Annotated in this window: 15 protein-coding genes; 3 read left to right on the top strand and 12 right to left on the bottom strand. The window is 40.3% G+C overall.

Annotation, left to right across the window (positions count from 1 at the left end):
• Positions 1 to 517 precede the first annotated feature (517 nt).
• The 11 genes from RJ01_RS11240 to acnD all read right to left on the bottom strand — a co-directional run bounded on the left by RJ01_RS11240 (position 518) and on the right by acnD (position 9,714).
• Complete coding sequence (locus RJ01_RS11240) at positions 518 to 1,183, bottom strand: pseudouridine synthase (RefSeq protein WP_034171131.1); 666 nt, start codon at positions 1,181 to 1,183, stop codon at positions 518 to 520.
• An 87-nt stretch (positions 1,184 to 1,270) separates the two neighbouring features.
• Positions 1,271 to 1,726, bottom strand: coding sequence for a hypothetical protein (locus RJ01_RS11235; RefSeq protein WP_034171130.1), 456 nt, complete (start codon positions 1,724 to 1,726; stop codon positions 1,271 to 1,273).
• A gap of 745 nt (positions 1,727 to 2,471) precedes the next feature.
• Positions 2,472 to 3,185, bottom strand: a complete 714-nt coding sequence (locus RJ01_RS11230) for an SIMPL domain-containing protein (protein ID WP_034171129.1) — start codon at positions 3,183 to 3,185, stop codon at positions 2,472 to 2,474.
• 126 nt (positions 3,186 to 3,311) lie between these two features.
• Positions 3,312 to 3,560: a DUF6868 family protein gene (locus RJ01_RS16585; RefSeq protein WP_034171128.1), complete on the bottom strand. Its 249-nt coding sequence runs from the start codon at positions 3,558 to 3,560 to the stop codon at positions 3,312 to 3,314.
• A 149-nt stretch (positions 3,561 to 3,709) separates the two neighbouring features.
• Complete coding sequence (locus RJ01_RS11220) at positions 3,710 to 3,931, bottom strand: hypothetical protein (protein WP_004785142.1); 222 nt, start codon at positions 3,929 to 3,931, stop codon at positions 3,710 to 3,712.
• A gap of 128 nt (positions 3,932 to 4,059) precedes the next feature.
• Positions 4,060 to 4,266: a hypothetical protein gene (locus RJ01_RS11215; protein ID WP_034171127.1), complete on the bottom strand. Its 207-nt coding sequence runs from the start codon at positions 4,264 to 4,266 to the stop codon at positions 4,060 to 4,062.
• 168 nt (positions 4,267 to 4,434) lie between these two features.
• Positions 4,435 to 5,013 (bottom strand): DUF4126 domain-containing protein, encoded by a 579-nt coding sequence (locus RJ01_RS11210; RefSeq protein ID WP_034171126.1) that lies wholly within the window; start codon positions 5,011 to 5,013, stop codon positions 4,435 to 4,437.
• Between the two features lie 119 nt (positions 5,014 to 5,132).
• Positions 5,133 to 5,324, bottom strand: a complete 192-nt coding sequence (locus tag RJ01_RS16130; protein WP_262477982.1) for a hypothetical protein — start codon at positions 5,322 to 5,324, stop codon at positions 5,133 to 5,135.
• Positions 5,325 to 5,530: 206 nt separating this feature from the next.
• Positions 5,531 to 6,337: a hypothetical protein gene (locus RJ01_RS11205; RefSeq protein ID WP_227504424.1), complete on the bottom strand. Its 807-nt coding sequence runs from the start codon at positions 6,335 to 6,337 to the stop codon at positions 5,531 to 5,533.
• A 157-nt stretch (positions 6,338 to 6,494) separates the two neighbouring features.
• Positions 6,495 to 7,031, bottom strand: coding sequence for a hypothetical protein (locus RJ01_RS11200; RefSeq protein ID WP_034171125.1), 537 nt, complete (start codon positions 7,029 to 7,031; stop codon positions 6,495 to 6,497).
• Between the two features lie 76 nt (positions 7,032 to 7,107).
• Positions 7,108 to 9,714 (bottom strand): Fe/S-dependent 2-methylisocitrate dehydratase AcnD, encoded by a 2,607-nt coding sequence (gene acnD / locus RJ01_RS11195; RefSeq protein WP_034171124.1) that lies wholly within the window; start codon positions 9,712 to 9,714, stop codon positions 7,108 to 7,110.
• Positions 9,715 to 10,460: 746 nt separating this feature from the next.
• Here acnD and RJ01_RS11190 point away from each other — a divergent pair.
• From RJ01_RS11190 to RJ01_RS11180, 3 genes are all read left to right on the top strand, one after another.
• Entirely contained in the window at positions 10,461 to 12,623 is a 2,163-nt protein-coding gene (locus RJ01_RS11190; protein ID WP_034171123.1) for a multicopper oxidase family protein, read from the top strand.
• A 115-nt stretch (positions 12,624 to 12,738) separates the two neighbouring features.
• Complete coding sequence (locus RJ01_RS11185) at positions 12,739 to 13,464, top strand: folate-binding protein YgfZ (protein WP_034171122.1); 726 nt, start codon at positions 12,739 to 12,741, stop codon at positions 13,462 to 13,464.
• A gap of 273 nt (positions 13,465 to 13,737) precedes the next feature.
• Positions 13,738 to 14,535 carry a tetratricopeptide repeat protein gene (locus RJ01_RS11180; protein WP_034171121.1) on the top strand — a complete coding sequence of 266 codons (798 nt, stop codon included), beginning with the start codon at positions 13,738 to 13,740 and terminating at the stop codon, positions 14,533 to 14,535.
• 72 nt (positions 14,536 to 14,607) lie between these two features.
• Here the strand turns inward: RJ01_RS11180 and RJ01_RS11175 are convergent, their stop codons facing one another.
• Positions 14,608 to 15,534 carry an AEC family transporter gene (locus RJ01_RS11175; RefSeq protein WP_034171120.1) on the bottom strand — a complete coding sequence of 309 codons (927 nt, stop codon included), beginning with the start codon at positions 15,532 to 15,534 and terminating at the stop codon, positions 14,608 to 14,610.
• Positions 15,535 to 15,562 lie beyond the last annotated feature (28 nt).

The following is a 15,562-nucleotide window of genomic DNA, read 5'->3' as shown; positions in this document are numbered from 1 at the left end:
ATAGAGGTAAAAGGCTTGGTTTGAGATTCAATTTAATCGCTGGAATCTACAACTTGGAACTGAGCAAAAAATGATTTATGAAAGAGATCTAATGATCTTCCACCTATAAAACCTTAATATTTTTATGCCTATCAATTTACTTAAAATGAATCTGTTGGTGATAAGCGATTAGAGTGGTTTTTATTTTTATATCAAAAGTTATAAGATCGAATTTTGGATAGGCTGAAAATCTTGAGAAAAACCTAATAAAAATAGACAGATCAAACAGTTAAACTAAAGATAAAGTGATAAATCCCCCTTAAATGATTTCTGAAATTTTTCCGGATACACTTTTTTAATTTCAAAAAATCATTACTTGATAAGACATGATTCCGAACATAATTTTTCTAGAAAACTGCTTAAATTCAACTCCATAATTTTCCGATGATTGAAATAAATTCTGACATTTCTGTTGCAGCTTACTGAAATTCAAATATTTATCAGAATCTATATTCATTTTTTGAATGGTTAAGTCTCACTAAAATGGCGCAGGTGCAAGAATCTCAACTTTATGACCACTCAAGGGTTGAGTAAAAGTCAGTTCACTGGCATGCAAGGCCATGCGATTAAGATGACTACGCGTTGGTTCCGGATGATAGATTTTATCGCCCGTAATCGGATGACCGATATGCAGCATGTGGACTCTGAGCTGATGTGAACGTCCGGTAATTGGCGTCAGTAATACCCGGCTGATGTCTTGCTCAGGCAGATATTCCAGCCGTTGATAGAGTGTTTTGGCAGCTTTACCCAGTTCAAAATGTACCATTTGCCGGGGGCGATTTTCCCAGTCAGTAATTAAAGGCACATCGACACTGCCCTCGGTCTGAATTTCCCCCTGTACCAGCGCAATATAGTGCTTGCTGACTGTACGTGCCTGGAACATTTTACTGACCGCCACTTCGGCTTCGCGATGTTTGGCAAACATCAGTATTCCGGACGTCGCCATATCCAGACGATGGGTAATTTTGGCATTCGGATAACGCTCTAGTACCCGTAGATAAGCACTGTCATGATGCTCAGGCAAACGTCCCGGAACAGACAACAAACCGGCCGGCTTCTCAATGACGACTAGATCATCATCTTCATACAGAATATGCAATGGGTCTTGAGGCGGCGCGTAGACAAAGTTGTCGTTAATAGGCATGTGCTGTAAGCATTCAGGAGAAAACGCGCAAAATAACAATGTCAGGGAATACTGTCAATCCAGCCCTGTTATAGAATCAATGCCCGACTAAGCTTTGGACGCTGCACTGATGGGAGATACTGAATGACCTGACTGATACTGGGTTTTCAGGCTGTCGAGATCTTCATTTAAGAATGTCATAAGATATTGCTGAACCTGTGACATAGTCAGACTGCGAAATGACACATAGTCTTTGTTTTTCAGGCTAAATAGTCCCAGAATTTTATGTTGAGCTTCGACTTCAATATCACTTTCCAGCCTGAACTCAAGCTGACCTGACGGCGCCAGTTCATTCAGCGTGATCTGAATTGACTGTTCAGCATCGGAGTCTGTTACGGTAAAAGTGGTAATGGCGGCTTGCATCTGTAATTGTAAAATCCGTAACTGTTGCCAATTGATGGACTTAAAAGTAGAGAGAATTTCTTCTGCCGATAAGCTGCCTAGCTGCTCTGCTTCGTCTTCTTTCTGATGCGGATAACTGATTTCTAATTCATATTTTTTCATGAGACGTGCCCCTTTCTTATATGCAAAATTATCATAGCATTCTGTTTTATTTTTCAAGGATATAATTTGTGAGCAAATATTAAACATATTATATTTTAAATTATTTATATCAAATACTTATAAACAACCGGTGACATTAGAATAGTATTTAAATAAAGGATAATTGAAAGCAATAGGCTACAAATAAAATAGATTAGATATGTGATTTTAATAGTATTTATTTGAATCTCAAATGAATTTAAAGCTATTTGAGGAAGAAGATAAGTGACTGGTTAAGGAAAGTATTAAGCAGTTTGGAGGAGAAGATTTATTATTAGAAGAGAAAATTTTGAGGGTGTTGGGAAAACATCTTGATGGTTTACTTCAACTATCACTCTTTGTAAGAAATGATCTTATAGCCTATAAACTTTTGGTCTATAGCGTCCTAAGCCGAATCGAGACCTTTTGGGTTCGTACTGCACTCGCGTTTTGCGCCACTCACAGCATGCTACTCTTTTCGATCCCATCACACCCTTGAGATATATAGTAGCCAAGCTGCGGTAAAATTAATTTCCTAAGATTTTTTAATTTTCCCAGTTTTTGAAAATATTTTTCTTAGAATATATTTATAGAAGAATTTTTTATCTTTTAGCTCAAAATAAAGATCTTTTATTGCAGAAAGAGCAGAATTTCTGGAATTTATCTTCATTTAAAACTTCATTCTGCTCTAAATTTTTCAGACCGCTAAGTTCAGTTTTCCAGCCATTTAATCAGCCAGATAATAATCCACTGTAGAAACCACACGAACTTTCTTTAGATAAGGCGTATTGCTGTCACGATCCTCAATGCTAAACAGACCTTGATTGGCTGTCTTGATTTTCCCGAGACGGCTTTGAGAATCCGCTGCAAACTTTTCTGCCACACTGCGGGCATTTTGTGTGGCCTCTTCAATCATCGCCGGTTTGATGTCATTCAGTTTGGTAAAAATATATTCCGTTCTTTGCCCAGAATCATCACCACCAAAAGCAATACCTTTTTTACCGAGAGCGACCAGACGGGTTTGCGCTGCACGGACTGCATCAATATTGTGGGTATAAACCGTAATAGTCTGATGCGCGGTATAACGTAGCGCGACATTGGCATCACCGCCGTATTGCTGTGCGTATTTATCTGTAGTGACTGGAGAACCTGTGTTAATTTCTTCTGCCTTAAAACCTTCGCCTTTTAAGAACGCCTGAATTTGTTGGGTTTGCAGCTCCATGGTGTCATACAGTTCTGTCAGATCCTGACTACCGCCACTAAAACGGATGGGCCAGACTGCGACATCGGCTTTCACTTCACGTTCCGACAGCCCTTTTACGGAAACAATCCGCTCATATTGTTTAATCTTGACCGCACTATTGCTCAGAATGAATCCGGCAATAATCATTCCCAAGCCGATCAATGCACCTAAAATTAAGGCAGGTTTAAACTGATTCATTGAGCCGAACTCCTTTTCTATATTATTTATTCTGTTTCGAGCATTTTAAGCGTTTAAACTGCTCTGTGTAATGCTAATGCGACTATCAATTTTATTTATTCTTGAAACCTGCGAAAGTTTTATCTCCTAACTTTTCCCAATTAAATATATGGCTATCAGCGGAACCAGATTGAATAGGAATATTCCGATTTTATAGAGGGCCATGCCGCCATAATGAACGGCATCAAAAGTCGAATCTGAAAGCTGAAACCATCGACTATGCAATCGTTTTACCCAGTCTCGTAAAAAGACAATGAGCAAGAACCAGAGCATTAAAATGCTGTAATTCAAAGCCAATGTATAAAGTAAAAACCGACACCAGAAATCGAGGTCCATAGTGATTCCCTGCCTGTAGAGCCATCTATCATTAAGTTAACAGATCAATCAAATCTTCAGGAATTACTGATTTGTATCTGTAATCTAAAGGGGAATGGTTTAAATATTTTGAGCTAAAAGTTTCAGTTCTCACTCTCAGCGATCACTTTTTAGCGTACAAACAGATGACGGGTATGATGATTGATATAGGCATTTAAGCCATCACCATACTGGGCCAGCTGTTTCATATTTTCCACATGCTGATAACCTGCACTGCTATAACTATAGGTATACACTTTCGAAGTTTTCTTGAATTGAACCCGAATAAACTCATTGCCAATCTCATAATTGGCCACACCCGAGTCATGATTGAGATCAAGATAATGTTGCAATTGAGCAGCCCTAAACATGATAAATCTATAATTTTATATGGGGTCGAATTGATCAATTTTCAAACAGAATAAATGATAAAACCCACTGTATAGCAGGTTTTAAATGACGCCCAATATGTCTATGAATCTCATTCTGTACAGCACTTATGACAGCCCTCTACTTTCTCTCTCGGCCAGTTCATTCTTGCCCGTTTATAAGCCAGATCATAATTAGCAAAATATCCAATCAGAATCTGGTTATCAAATTCTGGCAGGTTTTCATAGCCTCGTGTTGCGTTATGAATATAGTGCACGCCTTGGGCAGACTCTTGTTCATCTACAATAAATTTAATCATTTACAGTTCCCCTAATATTGTTTTTATAAAGTTCAACCACAAATAAAACCATACAGAAATTATGTCTTTATTGAATAAAAATCAAGCAATTTCATAAACAAGATAAGGACCTTTCTTTAAGCAAATATTTCATTAAAAATTAGTGATAAATATTTATTTATCTGACTTTTATAAGGCGGAATTTTCTAGCTTGTTTTTCTTTTTTAGACGTATCCAGCGAATTGCCATGATGGCTAGCATTACAACCAGCAAGGCAGCTAGCACTGGCAAAAGCAATGACAGAATGGATAACAGAATAGCCCCGATCCACTCTCCGGTTGAGAGTACCGGATTCGCAACACCGCCCGTGGTGGTAGTTGATAGTCCGCGTGCTGCAACACTGCTCATTTGCACAGCCCCAGCTGTTCCGCCACCGACAATAATCGCTGCGGCCCAAGCTGCAAACTGGGACATTTCTCCACTGCTGGCAGCCATCGTTATCAAGGTTCCGGCCAGCATGGCTGCAGGCGTTGCAATCGTATCGATGGCATTGTCCACCCAGGGAATATAATACGCAGCGATTTCACAGAGGGTCGCGATGGCTAAAGCCAGACAAACTGCCGGCATGGCCAGCCATTCAAAACCGGTCATCGGTTCAAACCAGCCCATCAATGCAGCAATACTCATCACCAGTAAAGGCACAAAAACACGGAAACCACAGGCTGCACTCAAGCCGATACCGATACATAAACCGAGGATTGTTTCCATGCTGGTTATCCTTGAGATTTAGCCATTTTTATGATGTAAATTATACGCTAACAAAAAAGCCCTATCGGGTGATAGGGCTTTTATTTAAAACAGGATCTTCTGTTTTGAATATCGTGTGCTTAGGCAACCTTATCGTTATATTGGGTGCCGAGGCATTTGGTACACGGTGGTAGTCGGTCTGTACCAATTTCTAAGAAGACGCGATGTCCGCATTGAATACAAAAATAGAAACCTGTTCCCGGTTTTGAGCCAGCTGTAACCATCTTTGTTCTCCGTTGTTTTAGAAAATGGTCTAAGCAGTATAACTCTATTGTGATGAATGTCTATTGTCCATTTTTGTAAATGATAGTGTCGTTAAAGCTAAGCGATATTTTTATTTGTGATTTAATAATATTTCGTCGCTGTGCTTAATCACTTTCACTTTCTATGATAAATAGCTTGATAGCATTGGAATAAATGGAGCTAAAAAAGTATATATAGTGACATGATTAGAGAGAAAACTCATTAGCTCACCATATTAGGAAGTATATTCTGGTGTTCCAATTGAGGTTCCTAATTTTTCAATTCTTAGTTCTAGATCGCTAACTAACTCTTCCTCGATTTCAGATTTTCTCAACGTGCTTAATAAATTTAGAAACTCTTCAGGAATTTGAGAGTTATTAATTTCTTGGTGGATAGTGCTGTGATGATTTCCTGAAGCTAAGTTTTGAACATTGCCAGAAATATTAATATTAAAAATTTGACTAACTTGTTCTTGTGGGATTGGGTTGGAATTTAAAGCAGCTTCACCAGCGTCAGGATCCAGAGCTTCGATTTCTAATACAAAACTCAAGATTCTTGTTTTTACAATATCAAGAACTCCTTCTATCTGAGTTGAAGAAATCGACTTCCATGCTTTAATACACACCATATTTTGATAAATAACATATGCGAACTTAGCTATAAAATCTGGACTCCAAGGTTGCTGCAGTATCTTATTCGTAGAATCTTTATCTATTAGAGATTCTAATTCAGCTATAGGGTCCAGTAAGTATGAAGTTGTTAAATCATTCCTAAATTCAGGTGGAAAACATCCTGATGTGATATCAGCATTCCTAAGCCTAGATCCAAAAGAGCCATTAAAATGTCCCTGAGAGATCACAGACAAAATTCTATATTTAGGCAATATCTCTGTTTCTGCATATCCATTTAGTTCAGAATCCACCCACTTTTTGAAATTTTCATTTCCTAGGCGATAGGCCAAAATTTTACATTTTCGTAGCAAAGCAGAAACTTTAGTTGTAGGACTAACTGCTTCGCTTTGAATTTCTCTTAATAAAGACATCATTTTCTCAGTAAAAGACCCTACTTAACAGTAGGGTCTTTTTCAACCAAATTCAATTATCTTTATCTTTTAATATTAAACAATTAGACCTTTTTAAAAAGCTGTAAAAGCACGATCATACCTCACACTTTTTCATTCTAAATATAAATATTTATACTTAAATAAGAGTAAAACTGAAATTTGTTCCTTTAATAGATTTAGAAAAAACTAATTCTGGATAAATTTCTCTAAATTTATTTTCATTAATTAATTTAGATAAATAATCCTCCTCAACTGTAGGATGTAATCCTAAACACCATAAGGATCTTCCAGTACTAGCTTTAGATTCTTTTATTTTTTCATATTTTTCAATGTCTTTAAGCATATAGCGAATACAATTGGATGCATTCTCATGTTGTTTAATTTCCAATGGAATCGAAGACTGTTTGTATTTTTGACGAATCATAAAATCTATTGAGCAAATATATTTATCTTTTGACCTTCGCTTGTCTAACTCATATCTTTTTTCTCTTTCAATTTCAGAAACATCAGGATGACTAAATAAAAAAATCGCAAACTCTACTTGTAACCATATTTCCCATCCACTAATTTTATTCTCTGAAAACTTATTAAGTTTATACACTATATCCTCTTGTGCAAAAAACTCATTTGCTAATTTAGATAAAAACTCTAGATCATCTTTTAATATTTTCATTGTATATACTTATAAAAAAGCCCCACTCTAAAGTAGGGCTTTTATTGAACAATTACAACAACTTTAGTTTTAAATTTTAAGCAATTGAACCTTCCAAGAAATCCTGTGCAAAACGTTGTAATACTCCACCCGCTTCATAGACAGAAACTTCTTCTTCAGTATCCAGACGGCAAGTTACCGGCACTTCAATGGTCTGTTTCTTACCATCTTCAGTCGCACGCTCAATCACCAGAATTAAAGTCGAACGAGGCGCAATATTACCAATTACGCTATACAGTTCAGTACCATCCAGCTTCAAAGTTTTACGATCTGTACCCGGCTTAAACTCAAGCGGAAGAACACCCATACCGACCAAGTTTGTCCGGTGAATACGCTCAAAACCTTCAGCCACAATCGCTTCTACACCTGCCAGACGCACACCTTTTGCTGCCCAATCACGGCTTGAACCCTGACCATAATCTTTACCTGCAACAATGATGAGCGGTTGCTTACGGTTCATGTAGGTTTCAATCGCTTCCCACATACGCATCACTTCACCTTCCGGCTCTACACGCGCTTTAGAACCTTGTTTGATGGTGCCGTCAGAACGTACCACCATTTCGTTATACAGCTTTGGATTTGCTAGAGTTGCACGCTGTGCAGTCAGGTGATCGCCACGGTGCGTTGCATAAGAGTTGAAGTCTTCCTCAGGCACACCCATTTTCGCCAGATATTGACCCGCTGCTGAATCCAACACAATCGCGTTTGATGGAGATAAATGATCGGTAGTGATGTTATCGCCAAGGATTGCTAAAGGACGCATATTCGCAAGGGTACGTGGTGCAGCCAAAGCTCCTTCCCAATATGGCGGACGGCGGATATAGGTACTTTGCGGACGCCAGTCATACAGCGGACTTGCAGCTTTCTCACGCTCACCTAGATCAAACATCGGAATATAAACTTTCTTGAACTGTTCTGGCTTCACGGACTCTTTCACCAAAGCATCAATTTCTTCATCCGATGGCCAGATGTCTTTCAAGTAAATCGGATTGCCATCTTTGTCTGTGCCTAGGGCATCTTTCTCGATGTCAAAGCGGATCGTACCGGCAATCGCATAAGCCACAACAAGCGGTGGAGATGCCAAGAAGGCTTGCTTCGCATAAGGATGGATACGGCCATCGAAGTTACGGTTACCAGACAATACCGCTGTCGCGTACAGGTCACGGTCTATAATTTCCTGCTGAATTTTCGGATCAAGCGCACCCGACATGCCGTTACAGGTGGTACATGCATACGCCACGATACCAAAGCCTAGTTTTTCCAGATCCTTCAGTACACCTGCCTCTTCCAAGTACAATGCAGCCGCTTTAGAACCCGGAGCAAAAGAAGATTTCACCCAAGGTTTACGCACCAGGCCAAGCTCATTGGCCTTACGTGCCAACAAACCTGCTGCCACGGTATTACGCGGGTTAGACGTATTGGTACACGAGGTAATCGCCGCGATGATGATTGCACCATCTGGCATTAAGCCATCAGTACGGTTTTCTACCACACCTGCAATGCCTTTTTCTTTCAGGTCAGATGTTGATACACGTGCATGCGGATTCGATGGACCCGCTATGTTACGAGTTACGGTAGACAAGTCAAAACGCAGTACACGCGGATATTCTGCCTGCGTCATTTCTGATGACCACAGACCAATCTCTTTCGCATAGGTTTCAACCAGTTTAACCTGTTCAGATTCACGACCAGTCAGAGTCAAATAATCGATGGTGTTTTGATCGATATAGAACATGGCCGCAGTTGCGCCATATTCCGGTGTCATATTGGAAATCGTGGCACGGTCACCGACTGACATGCTGTCTGCGCCTTCACCGAAGAATTCCAGATAAGCACCAACCACACGTTCCTTACGCAGGAATTCAGTTAAAGCCAGTACGATATCGGTTGCGGTAATGCCCGGCTGACGTTGTCCTACCAGTTCGACACCGATAATGTCCGGCAGACGCATCCACGATGCACGGCCCAGCATCACATTTTCAGCTTCCAGACCACCCACACCAACAGAAATCACACCCAATGCATCGGTATGTGGGGTATGAGAGTCTGTGCCGACACAAGTATCTGGGCATGCCACGCCATCACGGTTCTGAATCACCGGTGACATTTTTTCCAGATTGATCTGGTGCATGATGCCATTACCAGCAGGAATCACATCGACATTTTCGAACGCAGTTTTGGTCCATTCAATAAAATGGAAACGGTCTTCATTACGGCGGTCTTCTACTGCACGGTTTTTCTCAAATGCATCTGGGTCAAAGCCGCCGTATTCTACTGCTAATGAGTGATCGACAATCAGCTGGGTTGGAACCACTGGATTAACTTTAGAGGGATCACCGCCCTGATCGGCAATCGCATCACGCAGACCGGCAAGATCGACCAGTGCTGTTTGCCCTAAGATGTCATGACACACTACACGCGCCGGATACCAAGGAAAATCATGTTCCTGTTTACGCTCAATCAATTGGCGTAAAGACTGTTCTAAAATCGTAGGCTCGCAACGGCGTACCAGCTGCTCGGCCAGCACTTTAGATGTATAAGGAAGTTTGGCATATGTGCCTGGCTGAATATCTTCTACGGCTTGTCGCACGTCATAATATTCCAGCTGGGTACCTTGCAGCGGTTTCCGGTAGTTATTGTTCATAGCTTGCCTGCCCTCTTTCATTACTCTTTTTATTCATCAAAATATCTTGATGACTTGTTTTTTAATAAAGGCATTGTACGCTGTCGAAAGTCCATTTCCCAAATCTTATGATTTTCAAAAGCTTAAATACTAAAAATGGTATTTTTACCGAAATTTATAACTCATACTTTAGAATTTTGACTCTAAATTGCATTTTTTCTGAAAAATAGGCCTAAATCTGTCTCATTCTTTAGTATGAGATGTTGATAAAAGTATGAAAAATAATCAATTTCTTGGAATGAGTTTAAGGATAAATTTCATATGAAATTAAAGCTTAGAATCTTTCAATTTTAGAAATAGCTCATTTAATAAAAAGCTGAATCTATGTTTTCTATTTCAGTGTTAAGCGTAGCTCTTAACCAGAAATAGTAAATTTCATTGCAGATATGGCTCGATGAGTTTAGGCGAAAAAATCATTTTTTCAGGTTAAGACATAACCCGAAATAAGTTACATTCTCAATTCCATATATTTTTTAAGACTTTCTTACAATTTTAGAAATACGTTAAATATTTATAAGGCATTTATGCATAAACAGGGGCTTATGAAGTACATTCCTTTCTAAAATACTTTATACACGTCATTTCAGCCTACCATCTGTCGCCCTCCCCCTAATTTGGTGATAACAGTCTGTATCTCAACTTTGTAAATCTACCCTCGAATTACTTCACAACAACACTTATCACAAAAGCACATAAGGGTGATTACAATGATACAACTCGCCATTATTGGTATCGTTGCTGCAGTGATCGCTGTACTGGCAGCAAGCTGGAATGGAGGTAAAAATCCTTCCAATCCTAAACCGCCAACTCCCAATAACCCTAACCCACCAACCACTCCCAATAATCCCAACAACCCACAACCTTCTCCAACAACACCTGATACATTGATTAGCAATCCGCCACTATTGCAAAAAAATTCCAAAGGCACCCATGAACTGATCGTCGCTTATAAAACCGGAAAGATTTACAATCCGAGAAATAGTACCTGGGATCAACTGTTCGTCAGAGGTTATCTCACTAATGCCAGCTTGTTTAACAAGAAAAATGCTGGAGAGTCTGTTGAAGACCTTTTAGTTGGTCCACAAATCCGGGTCAAACAAGGTGAAACCCTGAAAATTAACCTAAATAACCAGCTTCCACCTGAACAGAAAGCCACCTGCCCAGACAAAGTGGATAATGTGAACGATCCACATTGCTTTAATACTACTAACTTGCATACCCATGGCTTCTGGGTAAGCCCTCAAGGCAACAGCGATAATGTTTTCCTGAAATTTAAACCTCAGGAAAAATTTGACTATCAGTACAAAATGGAGCCGAATCATCCGGCAGGAACCTACTGGTATCATGCCCATCTGCATGGCTCAACGGCTATTCAGGTATCGAGCGGTATGGCAGGCCCATTAATTGTAGAAGGCTCAAGAACGCCAAAAGTAAAAAATGGCAAAGTTACTGAAACAGGCGATATGGACATTTTATGGAAAGAAAAAAATAGCTATCCAAATGAAAAAATCCTGTTGTTCCAGCAAATTCAATATCGATGCTCTAACCCTGACCCGGATGTAAAATTCGATATTCCTAACAATTGCGAAGGTAAAGGCTTAGGATTACTGGAAGATTATACAGATATCGCTAATCCTAGCTCTTGGGCCGGCCAGAACTTTTATACGTCTATCAATGGTAAAGTTTTAGGAGAGATTAAAGTTGAACAGAATGCATTTAATCGCTGGCGCATGATTCATGGTGGTGTACGCGACACCATTGGTTTGATTATTAAAGAACTGCCAAACTCCAGTAAATTTAGCGCCGCAGACACCCTTAAAGCCTGTCTGGCATATCAGGAAGCAGATCCAAAAGAGTTTAATGAAAGTTTAAAAAGCTTACCGGTTTATACGATTGCTCAAGATGGTTTGACCATGACTCAGGTACAGCGCAGAACACTGTCTGTGTTCCAGCCTGGTTATCGTCATGATGCAATGGTCACCTTCCCAACCACCAACAAATACTGCATTTATGACTCCAAATTAAATATTGAGGATGAAGTGAATGCACCGATCCCAACGGGTCAAATTACTCCTCAACTAGCTCCGAACCATCCTTTCAATGCTCAACTACTGGGATGGGTCAATGTACAGGCAAGTAAGACAAAAGCACAGACTCCTGCCCAGTTCCTACAAGAGCGAGCTAAAAAAATTGGTTTAAGCAAAGAAATTCAGACTCAGTTATCCAAACTTGATCTTACTGCCTTTACTGATCATCCGTCATTGATGACTCCGGCAATTGACAAGCTGGTCGCTTCCAGACCAAAACAGTACAGTAAATTTGAACTGGCTTTCGCAAATGGCCTTAAATTTGGCTTCCGCCATAAAGAAAATGGTGACTTACTCAGTTTTGGAGATGCATTTGATGGCGAAGGATCAGTCGGTCGGACACATGCCAAAGATCCGGATCGTGAATATGTACGTCAGTTACAAATTGGGCAGACGGATGAATGGGAACTGACGACCGAAGCTTTTGGTGGCCACCCTTTCCATATTCATGTTAATCCATTCCAGATTGTTAAAATCTTAAAAACTGTCACTGGTTCTAATGGCGAATCCAAAGAAGTAGATGTGAGTGAATTAGCACCTGATGATAATGATACAGATGATGTGCAATATCGTGGCATGAAAGGACAATTCAAGGATACCCTGTTTATCAAAGCGAACTATAAATTTATTCTTCGAAGCCACTACAAGAAATTTGAAGGCGATTTTGTACAGCACTGTCATATCCTCGATCATGAAGATCAGGGCATGATGGAAACGGTGCGGGTCTGTGGAGGCAAATTCCCTTGTGATTCACCTCTGCCAACCTCATCTCATCATCACTAATTAGACACTCCTGAAAAGGCCAACGATCCCGATTGTTGGCTTTTTTGTTTGCCTCTATTAAATGCTTGCTGCACAATAGCTTGATTGATTTTGAGTATTCAAACTGAGGCTGATCATGGCAACATCTCCTGCTTTTACCTTATTTACGCTGAATGGAGTAGATGCGCAAAAATTCCTTCAGGGTCAAGTCACTTTAAATGTCGAAACACTGGCTGAAAACCTGACTCGCTATACAGCGATCTGTAGCTTGAAAGGACGTATCCAGTTCGGTATCTGGTTGAAAAAAATTAATCCGCAAAGCTTTGAAATTGTCAGCCCTGAAGATCAGGCAGCAGAACTGGCCAGCCATATTAAAAAGTTTGGCGCTTTTTCAAAAATGAAACTGGAACAGGTTGGCCCGGTTTATCCAGTTATCAATGATATCCAGACTGATTTTTTTGAAACTGAAACGGATATTATCCTTTGGCAACAGCAAGCCATTACCTCAGGTCAGGCCTGGATTCAGGCAGCTACTGCGACCCTGTTCCAGCCACAGGAATTGCGTCTGCATCAACGTGAAGGCATTCACTATGACAAAGGCTGTTATCTGGGTCAGGAAGTGATTGCACGTTTATGGTTTAAAGCTAAGCCAAAACACTGGTTGCATTTGATTAAAGGTACAGGTGAAGCACCTGCTGTTGCGACCAAGCTGCACAATGACATCGAAGTGGTCAATAGTATTGGTACAGATCAGGGTTATCAGGCTTTAGTGGTTGCCAAACCTGAAGCATTGGCTGAGCTGGATGTACAAGTTCTGGAATTACCTGAAGCTTTAAGTGGTGATGTAGCACGTCCACAATAACTAACTGTTCTCTTGATGCAAAAGCCAGAATTCAATTCTGGCTTTTTTATTTTTATTAGGCTAAACAATTAAATAGACAAAGATTGACTAAATAAAACACACCTTAAACCGAGCACGCTTTTATTGATTCATCTCCTTTATGATTCTCAAATAATTTGTAATTAGTCACATATTCAGTATTTACAAAGCCTGAAATCGTCTTATGATGTAGATGAAAACGACAAAAATCGCACCATGGAATTAGGTGTTAGAAAAATTAAGGTTATCGGAACAATGAAAAAATTAGTACTTGCTGCAATTCTTGCTGTGTCCAGCCAATTTGCCCTCGCAACCACTTCAAATGCCCCAGTTGATCCTCAATTTGCCAAAATTGAAGAGATGGTGAATGCTAAGAATTTCAAGGGTGCCTACGATGCTTTAAGCAAATTGGCCAGCCAGGGAAATGCACAAGCCATATATAACTTAGGCTATTTAACGCAAACTGGCCAAGGCACGGCCAAGGATGAAAAAAAGGCCATCCAACTATATGAACAGGCTGCCAGCAAAGGTTATCCGGTGGCCAACTATGTACTGGGCAAGAATTATACTGGTGGTACTTTAGGTCTTAAGCAGGATTTGGGCAAAGCCAAGCAATACCTAGAACGCGCATCGGCAGCCAATTTTGATGAAGCGACGGTAGATCTGGCTATACTTTTATTTGCTGAAGGAACAACAGCTTCTGACCAGCAGGCTTTGAAAAAATTACAGCCTCTTATTAGCAAGGGTAATATGCCGGCCATTCATGCCAAAGCCTTATATGACATCAGCAACGGCTTTAAAACCAAGAATGAAAAGCCGATCCAGCAAGGCTTGAGCAGTATTCAGGATCTGGCGAAAAAAGGCTATATCCCTGCCCTGATGGCGATTGGCAATATGTTTGCCAACGGTAGTATTGTTCCGCAAAACCTACCTGAAGCGAAAAAGATCTTTGCAGCCCTAGCACAGGAAAATATTCCTAAGGCCAGAGAATCTCTAGCAGCAGTGGATAAAATGATTGCCGAGCAGAAAAAAGCACCTGCCAAAAAAAGTTAATCAAATTTTATCAAAATAAAAAAGCTCCTGTTGGAGCTTTTTTATGGGCTATAGATTTATAAGCCAGCTTGGTTAACTCCACCACAAAGTAATAAGTCCACTGGCAACCACAAAACCTGCAAGGGTACTCATTAATAATGGCGTTAGAGTCCGCTCATTGAGGCCGTACGCCTGCCCTAACATACCAAAAATCGTTGGCATAGGTAGGGCTGCGATCAAGGTACCCGCATAGATCATTTCCTGACTTAAATGAGTCAATCGACTCAGGCCCAGATACATCAGGATCGGCATCAGGATATTGCTAGAAAATACCAAATAGAAGCTTTGCAGATTCACATATTTCAGACTCATGCCCACGATTCCGCCACCAATCGCGAACAGCGCCAAAGGTGAGGCAGTCTGTCCAATCATGGCAAAGACCTGATCCAGATAAATTGGCAGGCGAATTTCAAAAATCGCACAGGCCATACCCAGCATTACCCCCATAAATAAAGGGTTCTTAAACAGCATCAGAATAGCACTTTTCACAAGACTCCCCAGATTGGCTTGATGTTGGGTACCGAGTGCAGCCAAGATTAAGACCATCGGAATCAGAATCATGCTTTCAATAATGACCACCAATGAGGTATAGGTCATCGCATGCTGTCCCACCAATAAAGTGAGTACTGCTGTACCAATCAATCCGGTATTGGACATCGCTGCGCCCAAGGACAGAACAGCACTATGCGAAGAGGTATTCTTGAACTGACGGCGCATCAGCCAGAAGCTGAAACCATAAAGTAATAAAGTGACAGAGGTATAGATCGCAAAGTATTCAAAATACCAGATTTCATGCAGATCTTTAGAGGCTAGAAACTGAAAGAACAGTAACGGTAAGGCCACTTTGATGACAAAGGCCCCTACCATTTCAACCTGTTCTTTTTTTAGAATTTGACATCTCACACTCAGGTAACCTAGTGCCAACAATAAAAATATAGGCACAATTACCGCAATAATCATATGAAATGTCCTGTTGTTTGAGATGCGT

The sequence above is a fragment of the Acinetobacter sp. YZS-X1-1 genome (assembly GCF_000804305.1).
GTDB lineage: Bacteria > Pseudomonadota > Gammaproteobacteria > Pseudomonadales > Moraxellaceae > Acinetobacter > Acinetobacter variabilis.
Note: the sequence above shows the minus strand (reverse complement) of the source record. Positions and strands in the feature narration are given on the sequence as shown.

Coding starts and splice junctions, on each gene's coding strand:
- RJ01_RS11185 (WP_034171122.1), top strand. CDS start 12,739: ATGGCAACATCTCCTGCTTTTACCTTATTTACGCTGAATGGAGTAGAT.
- RJ01_RS11210 (WP_034171126.1), bottom strand. CDS start 5,013: ATGGAAACAATCCTCGGTTTATGTATCGGTATCGGCTTGAGTGCAGCC.
- RJ01_RS11230 (WP_034171129.1), bottom strand. CDS start 3,185: ATGAATCAGTTTAAACCTGCCTTAATTTTAGGTGCATTGATCGGCTTG.
- RJ01_RS11235 (WP_034171130.1), bottom strand. CDS start 1,726: ATGAAAAAATATGAATTAGAAATCAGTTATCCGCATCAGAAAGAAGAC.
- RJ01_RS16585 (WP_034171128.1), bottom strand. CDS start 3,560: ATGGACCTCGATTTCTGGTGTCGGTTTTTACTTTATACATTGGCTTTG.
- RJ01_RS11205 (WP_227504424.1), bottom strand. CDS start 6,337: ATGTCTTTATTAAGAGAAATTCAAAGCGAAGCAGTTAGTCCTACAACT.
- RJ01_RS11190 (WP_034171123.1), top strand. CDS start 10,461: ATGATACAACTCGCCATTATTGGTATCGTTGCTGCAGTGATCGCTGTA.
- RJ01_RS11240 (WP_034171131.1), bottom strand. CDS start 1,183: ATGCCTATTAACGACAACTTTGTCTACGCGCCGCCTCAAGACCCATTG.
- RJ01_RS11215 (WP_034171127.1), bottom strand. CDS start 4,266: ATGATTAAATTTATTGTAGATGAACAAGAGTCTGCCCAAGGCGTGCAC.
- acnD (WP_034171124.1), bottom strand. CDS start 9,714: ATGAACAATAACTACCGGAAACCGCTGCAAGGTACCCAGCTGGAATAT.
- RJ01_RS11175 (WP_034171120.1), bottom strand. CDS start 15,534: ATGATTATTGCGGTAATTGTGCCTATATTTTTATTGTTGGCACTAGGT.
- RJ01_RS11180 (WP_034171121.1), top strand. CDS start 13,738: ATGAAAAAATTAGTACTTGCTGCAATTCTTGCTGTGTCCAGCCAATTT.
- RJ01_RS11200 (WP_034171125.1), bottom strand. CDS start 7,031: ATGAAAATATTAAAAGATGATCTAGAGTTTTTATCTAAATTAGCAAAT.